This window comes from Sphaerisporangium perillae, assembly GCF_023276435.1.
In the GTDB taxonomy this organism is placed as follows: Bacteria; Actinomycetota; Actinomycetes; order Streptosporangiales; family Streptosporangiaceae; genus Sphaerisporangium; species Sphaerisporangium perillae.
In genome coordinates, this window is record NZ_JALLPO010000091.1 from 1 (window position 1) to 7,077 (window position 7,077).

Here is a 7,077-nt window from a genome sequence, read left to right on the forward strand (position 1 = left end):
CAGGCCCGCACAAGACCGGCATATTTCTGCCGTGACCACGGCCGCGCGATGCTCAGGCACGGTCCAGCTCAGCCAGCTCGCCCGAAAACGGTCGGCTGGGATGCCCCACTTAACACCAGCCTCCTAGAAACACGCGCCCGGCGCGGCCGCCTCGATGTGCGTACGGTCATGCGATGGCGTTCTTCACGTTGAGATCCGCGACACCGGTCCTGGCGGCGCGGACCCTCAAGCGACCGGCCATGCAGGACCAGTTGGCGGTGCTATCCGATCGCGAACGTGAGGTGCGGGAAGATCGTCAGCTCACATATTCGCGAGCCGTGCCGAGTCGACACCGTCGGCTCGGCGCCGCAGAGCCATCACGACGACGGCCAGGATCCACCAGGCTCCGGCGGTGAAGATGCCGAGCCGGAACGAGTCGGCGCCGTGGAAGAGCTGGCTGGCGTAGCCACCCCCCACCGCGTTGTTGGTCGCGTGGAACACCATGGCGATGAGCACGCTCTGCCGCGCGGACCGGAAGAGGCCTGCGATGACAACGCTTGCCGCCATGATCACCAGGATGTCCGGTAGCAGGATCTGCCCGGCCAGGAACAACGGCAGGTGCCACGCCACCCAGAACGCGCCGAGCAGCAGCGGGCCGGCGAATGTGCCAAACCTGCGCTCAAGTCGGGGCAGGGCATAGCCTCGGAAGCCGGGTTCCTCCCAGGCGCCACCGAGGCCCGGGATGAGGATCATGAGAAGCAGCGTGACCGGGATCTCGCTCCATAGACCGAGGGCGACGGCGTCCGGCTTGCCGCCGGTAGCGATCGTCGCGACCACGGCGGCACCGCTGGCCAACGCGGGCAGTCCGAAGGCGAAGACATATGACCGCTTCGGCACCCGCCACCGCAGCATGCTGCGCAGCAAGCTTCCTATGCCGGCGCGGCCGTCGGTCAGCCCGAGCACGAGTAGCGCCGCCATGAACGGGCCGAATCCGGCAATCGGCACGGTGGATACGCCGATCACGTAGAGTGCCGCCGGCCACCACGACAGCATGCACGACAGTGTGAAGAACGTGAGCAGCGGACGGCGGCGGACGAACAGCCGAAGCGGTCCCGGCTGAGCGGGAGGCGACGTGGTCGGCGATGCGGCGGCCACTGGCAGGGCGGTGGTCCGGGTCGGTGAAGTCATGCCATCAGGATTGTCCGGCGCCACGGGTTCGTCGTCGGTCTGCAGACCATCGTGGCGGCGGCCGGTCCATCCGGCGGCCATGTCTGATCTCATGCTGCAGACTGAGGAGCCAGGGCCGCGCCCGGCACTATGGTGAGCGCACCACACCACCGGCTAGCGCAGAGGAGCCTCGAATGCAGACCCTGCCGAGCCGGGCACAACGCGTCTGGGACCTCGTCCTCGCGCTGTGTTGTGTGGCGGTGGCCGTGCCGATCCATGTCACCGGCATCGACGCGGTTCCCGCCAACCGGGCCCCTGACGCTGTCTCGGTGCTGCTCACCCTGGCCGCACTGGTGCCACTGGCATGGCGCCGCAGTGCCCCGCTGGCCGTGTTCGCCGCGTGCTTTCCCGGCTTCCTCGGGCTGATCAGCGCACGGTACTCGGTGGGGGCCGCGCCGATCGGCGTCCTCATCGGCTTCTACACCGTGGCCGCTTGGGACAATCGCCGCAACACCCGAGTCGCCCTCGTCGTGGCTGGCGTCGGGTACGGCGTCGGCTTGGCGCTGGGCCCAATCGATCTCAGTGTCGAAGGTGCCCTGGTGCAGGTTGCCCTCCTTGTCGGCGGCTGGGTCGTGGGCACCGGCGTCCGGCAACGGCGGGAGTTCCACATGGCGCACGTGGCCCAGGCCGAACGGCAGCTCGAACGGGAACGAGAACGCGCCCAGTTCCAGCGCGAACGGGCCGCATACGCCGCGACCGAGGAACGCCTGCGGATCAGTCGGGAGTTGCACGACATCCTCGGCCACGCATTCAGCGTGATGGTCGTGCAGGCCGGCGTGGCCGAGCATCTGATCGACAGCAGCCCGGCCGACGCGCGCCGGGCGGTGGCGGAGATCCGTCGTACCGGGCGCGAATCGCTGGCCGAGATGCGCCGGCTCTTGCACGTGCTCCGCGACGGCGACTCGGCCGCCGCGCCGCCGCGCGACCCCGCCGCGACCTTGGCCGACATCCCCTCGCTGATCGCCGCGGTCGAGGCCACCGGCCTGCCCGTCGACCTGTTGGTCACCGGTACGCCCGACGAACTGTCGCCCGGATTGGAACTGGCCGCGTACCGGGTGATCCAAGAAGCGCTGACCAATACCATGAAGCATGCCGACGCCTCGAAGGCCCGGGTGTCGCTCACCCACGCGGCCGGTACGCTGACGATCGAGGTCAACGACGACGGCCGAGCGAAGACTCCGGCGGGAACAGAGTCCGGCCACGGGCATGCGGGCATGCGGGAGCGAGTGGCGATGTACGGCGGCGAACTGACCGCCAAGCCGACCCCGGACGGATACCTCGTCGTCGCCACCCTGCCGACCCAACCGCTGGAAGCCGGAACAACCATCAGATGATCCGAGTAATCGTGGCCGACGACCAGCCGCTGCTGCGCAGCGGATTCGCGCTGATCCTCAACTCCGACCCGGACATCACGGTGGTCGGCGAAGCAGCGAACGGTGTGCAGGCCCTGGCCGCCGCCCGCGAGCTGAGACCCGACCTCGTGGTCATGGACATCCGGATGCCGGAGATGGACGGGATTGAGGCGACGCGACACCTGACGGCCAGCGCGCATACTGTCGGCGTTCGTGCGCTCGTGCTCACCACGTTTGACGCGGATGAATACGTCTACCACGCGCTTCGGGCCGGAGCGAGCGGCTTTCTGCTCAAGGACATCGCGCCGACCGACCTGATCGCCGCGGTGAAGACCGTGGCGGCCGGCGAGGCGCTGCTGTCGCCGCACATCACCCGCCGGCTCATCGAGCAGTTCGTCCGGCGACCGCTTCCGGACGAACCCGACCGTGACCCGACACCAGCCACCACGGCGCTGCCGGGCCTGACACAGCGCGAGTTCGACGTGCTGAACGCCGTCGCACGTGGACTGTCCAATGTGGAAATCGCTGCCGAGATGTACGTGAGCTACTCGACCGTCAAGACCCATGTCAGCCACCTGCTGACCAAATTGGACGCCCGTGACCGGGCCCAACTGGTCATGATCGCGTACAGGTCCGGCGTAGTCCTACCCACGCCATCCGGGGTCGTCAGGCACCGACCTGGACGGTAACAGCGCGCGCGCCGTCAGTGGCGAACCGACCCCCAGCTACGAGTCACGCGAGGTGCGCTGGGTGCATCGGGACGAGGTCGGACGGTATCAAATGGATCGTTCGATGAGACTGCGCATTGGCCACTACCTCAGTAATCCCGCGCGACTGACGAGCCGGAACAATCTGGCGCTCGCGCTGAGGGTCTGGGGCGGTGGGCGGAAGTCGAGGCTCTGGAGTGATAGCGCCCGCGTGCAGGAACGCCAAGGGGCGGTAGGTAGCCGATCATTTTGTAGGTCGTCACTGAGCAACCCTGGCAGCGGAACGGCCCTCCCCGGAGATGCCGGGAAGGGCCGTGCCATGGGTTACTGCGCGGTGTAGACCTTGGACCACGACTGCACGGTCAGCGACAGCAGCTGGCCGCGCTCGACGTACTCCTCAACCGTGCCCGGACCGGTGCCGGCGGGCAGGCCCTTGTCGGTGTGGATCTGGGCGTCGAACAGGAAGGAGTTCGGCCCACCCGACGGGTTCGGGATGATGCCGCTGGACTCCTCATCCTGGGTCAGGAAGGTGGCAGAGTTGGCGGTCGGGCTGAACAGCTTGGGGTCGAACTGCGCGAGCACGCCACGCGCACCGTCGGCGATCCTGTAGGCCACGATCCGGCCCAGGTGCGGGTTGTTGCCCGTGTCCTCCTGGATCAGGAGGTTGCCGCGCTGGTCGATCGTGATGTTGTCGGGCATGTTCAGGTACGGCGCCTCGCTGCCGTCAAGCAGCAGGGTCAGCGTGCCGCCCTTCTCGGGGCGCTCGATGTCGGCGAACCGCAGCCGCCACAGGCCGCCACCGTCACGGGCGACGCCCGGCTCCGTGGGCGAGGCGGTGGTGTCTCCACCCCCGGTGGTCACGAAGTAGTAGTCGTTGGGGCGGCGCGGGTCGAAGGCGCCGTCCTCGATGCGGTTGAGGGTCAGGCCGGACTTGGCCGCGTCGGCGTTCTGCTGCACGCCGTTCTTGGTCCAGTCGAGCGGGCTGACGGCCACCTTGACCGGCGTGTTCTTGCCGTACTTGGCGCGGAACTCCGCATCGGTCGCGACGGCGTGGGAGGCCACGTCGAGCACACCCAGCGTGCCGTTGGTCAGGCCCGCCTTCTCGACGGCCGAGCCGGTGGACTGCTTGCGCCCGGCGTAGATCCGAAGCTGGCCGGTGTTGACGTCCTCGTTTCCGACGACGAGAGTCGTGTCGCTCTTGTTGGCCGCCACGAGCGTGTTCTCCCAGCCGAGCAGGCCCAGACGCGGGAGCTGCGTGGCGACGCCGTCATCGGTCACACCGAAGACACGGCCCTCGTCGCCGGTCTCCTCGTTGGCGAAGTAGACCCGACCGGCGTAGCCCTTGTGCCCGTTGCTCAACGTGCCGGCGGGGGCGAGATACCCGGAGCAGAAGCGGGCGAGGGCGCTGGTGTGCGTGTCGGCAGCCGCTCCGGCCGGAGCCACGGGCGCGCTCGCCCACTTCTGGCCGGGGTAGTCCCAGTAGTTGACAGACGTGATCAGGTCGGAGCCGCTCTTCACGGCGCCCGTCCGGGGGTCGATCTGCAGCTTGGAGACGAAGGCTCCCTTCTGGCCGTGCGCGCGCACGAGGCCTTGGGTCGCGCGGAGCTCCTGGTTCATGTAGAGGATCAGGTCGCGGCCACTGCGGTAGGCCCCCAAGCCGTCGGGGATGCCGACCATCTGGTAGCCGTTGGCCGCGGGCTTGTCGGCAACGGTGAGAAGAGACGTGACGCTTACGCCCTTCGCAACGGGCAGGACGTACGGTGCGACGGTCGTGGTGGGCCCGGTCGTCGTGGTGGACTTCGATCCGGCGCCGTGGTCGGCGAACGCGACGCCGGACGCCGCCAATGAGGCGATTACGGCCGTGGCGCCCACCAAGGCGGTACGAACTCGAGAAGAGGGCACGATTTCTCCGGATTCTCTCAGGGTTGTTTCAGGTTGCATTGGAGAACGTAGGAGATCGGTAAGACTGCTTCGATGAAGCAATCCCGTCGGGAATGTGAACAGCCAGCGAACGAGTGATCCCTCGCAGGTGAGGCGCTCAACGGGTTTCCCGGGTAGACGTCTGCGCGAGCCGCGCCGGCCCTCAGCGTGCCTGCGCCGAGTTGGCCCGGATACAGGACCTAGGAAACAGGTGTGAATCTCCTATGGATCGCCTGGCAACCCGGGCGCTCAGCCCAGCACAGCGTAAGACTGTGGCGCAACATACGTGCAAGTTAGGAGTGAGATGTCGCGAGCATTCGCTGTGCTGACCGTGCTCGTGCTCGGGGCCACCCTCGCCAGCGTTACCCCGGCCGCCGCCGCGGTTACCCCGGCCGCCGCCGCGGAGTCCAGGGAAAGCACGTTCCCCACGGAGTTCGCCTTGCCGAACGGCTTCCCGCCAGAGGGCATCGCGATCGCGAATGGGCCGACGGCCTACTTCGGCTCGCGGACCGAGGGTTCGCTGTACCGCGTCGATCTGCGCACTGGCGAGGGCGAGGTGTTCAGCCAGGGACCTGGCACGCCGTCGAACGGTCTGAAGATCGACTCGCGTAACCGCCTGTTCGTCGCCGGCTCGACGGCGGGCGACGCGCGGGTCGTCGACGCCAAGACCGGTGCGGTGCTGGCCGGCTACAAGTTCGCGGACACCGACACGATGGTCAACGACGTGGTGGTCACGGATGAGGCCGCGTACTTCACCGATTCGCGCAAGGCAGTGCTCTACAAGATCCAGTTCGGGCACAACGGCCAGCTGCCCGCGACGTTCACAACCATCCCGCTGACCGGGGATTTCGTCCTGATCCCGGGGGCGATCAACACGAACGGCATCGCGGAGACGCCGGACGGCCGAGCCCTGCTGATCGTGCAGACCAACACGGGCAAGCTGTTCCGAGTGGACCCGGCGACCGGCGAGACCAAGCAGGTCGACCTCGGCAGCGAGGTGCTGACCGGCGGCGACGGCATCCTGGTCGAGCAGAACACGCTCTACGTGGTGCAGAACCGGCTGAGCACGGTCGCCGTGTTCGAACTGAACCGGTCGGGGACGTCAGGCAGCCTGGCCACGAAGGTCACCGACCCGCGCTTCGACGTGCCGACCACAGTGGCGTCGTTCGGCGACCGCCTTTACCTGCCGAACGCACGCCTCGGCACTCCGTCAACGCCGGACTCTCCGTACAACGCGGTGGCGATCCCGAAGCCTTAGGAGCAGATCACTCCCTGGCTACTGAGCCGGCAACCGCTCACCACCATCTGACCTTGTGTCGGAAGAGCGCGCCGGGGGTTGAACACAGCGAACCGGATCGACTGGTCGCGCGCGGCGATGGACGGCCATCACATCGACGCCAAAAATGGGGTCTCGGGACAGGCCCGTCGCCGGTCAACCGCAGCAAGCCCGGTTCCAAACACCATCTGATCTGTGACGGCAACGGCACCCCGATCTACGTGCTGACCAGCGGCGCCAACATCCCCGACATCAGCCGCGCCCTCGACCTGCTCGACGGCTACCCGCCTATTGCCGGCCGTCGGGTGGCGGAGCCGTCGCTGCGCCTGGCCGTCGGGGCCGACGCGATCGACGGCATCCGGGCCGCGCTCGATTCCCGGCCGGCCGAGCTGGAGAAGTCAGCCCAGCGCGGCCGCCTTGCGCAGCAGCACTGAGCGTTCGCGCTGGTTGGCGCACAGCCGGGCGGCCAGCTCCAGCTCGGCGCGCGCCTCCGGTCGCCGGCCGAGGCGGGCCAGCAGCTCCCCGCGTACGGTCGGAACCAAATGCGAACCGGGGAGCCGGTCCAAGGCGATCAGCTCGTCCACCATGGCCAGGGCTTGCGCCGGACCCGAGGCCA

At 68.0% G+C, this 7,077-nt stretch carries 6 protein-coding genes and 1 pseudogene; 4 read left to right on the forward strand and 3 right to left on the reverse strand.

From position 1 onward, the window contains the following. Positions 1-300: 300 nt before the first annotated feature. Positions 301-1,248, reverse strand: a complete 948-nt coding sequence (locus MYF83_RS42015; RefSeq protein WP_248966410.1) for a CPBP family intramembrane glutamic endopeptidase — start codon at positions 1,246-1,248, stop codon at positions 301-303. Positions 1,249-1,340: 92 nt separating this feature from the next. Here MYF83_RS42015 and MYF83_RS42020 point away from each other — a divergent pair, with 92 nt between their 5' ends. Further along, positions 1,341-2,540: a sensor histidine kinase gene (locus tag MYF83_RS42020; RefSeq protein WP_248966411.1), complete on the forward strand. Its 1,200-nt coding sequence runs from the start codon at positions 1,341-1,343 to the stop codon at positions 2,538-2,540. Between the two features lie 11 nt (positions 2,541-2,551). Further along, positions 2,552-3,247 (forward strand): response regulator, encoded by a 696-nt coding sequence (locus MYF83_RS42025; protein ID WP_308201591.1) that lies wholly within the window; start codon positions 2,552-2,554, stop codon positions 3,245-3,247. 342 nt (positions 3,248-3,589) lie between these two features. On the opposite strand, the gene MYF83_RS42030 is transcribed toward MYF83_RS42025, so the two are convergent. Then, positions 3,590-5,167, reverse strand: a complete 1,578-nt coding sequence (locus tag MYF83_RS42030; protein WP_248966413.1) for an alkaline phosphatase PhoX — start codon at positions 5,165-5,167, stop codon at positions 3,590-3,592. Between the two features lie 322 nt (positions 5,168-5,489). Between MYF83_RS42030 and MYF83_RS42035 the strand changes: the two genes are divergently transcribed. Further along, on the forward strand, positions 5,490-6,443 hold the full coding sequence (locus MYF83_RS42035; RefSeq protein WP_248966414.1) for an SMP-30/gluconolactonase/LRE family protein: 954 nt from the start codon (positions 5,490-5,492) through the stop codon (positions 6,441-6,443). Between the two features lie 53 nt (positions 6,444-6,496). Next, entirely contained in the window at positions 6,497-6,895 is a 399-nt protein-coding gene (locus MYF83_RS42040; protein WP_248966416.1) for a transposase, read from the forward strand. Here MYF83_RS42040 and MYF83_RS42045 read toward each other — a convergent pair. After that, a pseudogene (locus MYF83_RS42045) lies at positions 6,860-7,077 on the reverse strand (RNA polymerase subunit sigma-24); the annotation flags it as partial. The gene MYF83_RS42040 and the pseudogene MYF83_RS42045 overlap by 36 nt on opposite strands.

Coding starts and splice junctions, on each gene's coding strand:
- MYF83_RS42015 (WP_248966410.1), bottom strand. CDS start 1,248: ATGGCCGCCGGATGGACCGGCCGCCGCCACGATGGTCTGCAGACCGAC.
- MYF83_RS42020 (WP_248966411.1), top strand. CDS start 1,341: ATGCAGACCCTGCCGAGCCGGGCACAACGCGTCTGGGACCTCGTCCTC.
- MYF83_RS42035 (WP_248966414.1), top strand. CDS start 5,490: ATGTCGCGAGCATTCGCTGTGCTGACCGTGCTCGTGCTCGGGGCCACC.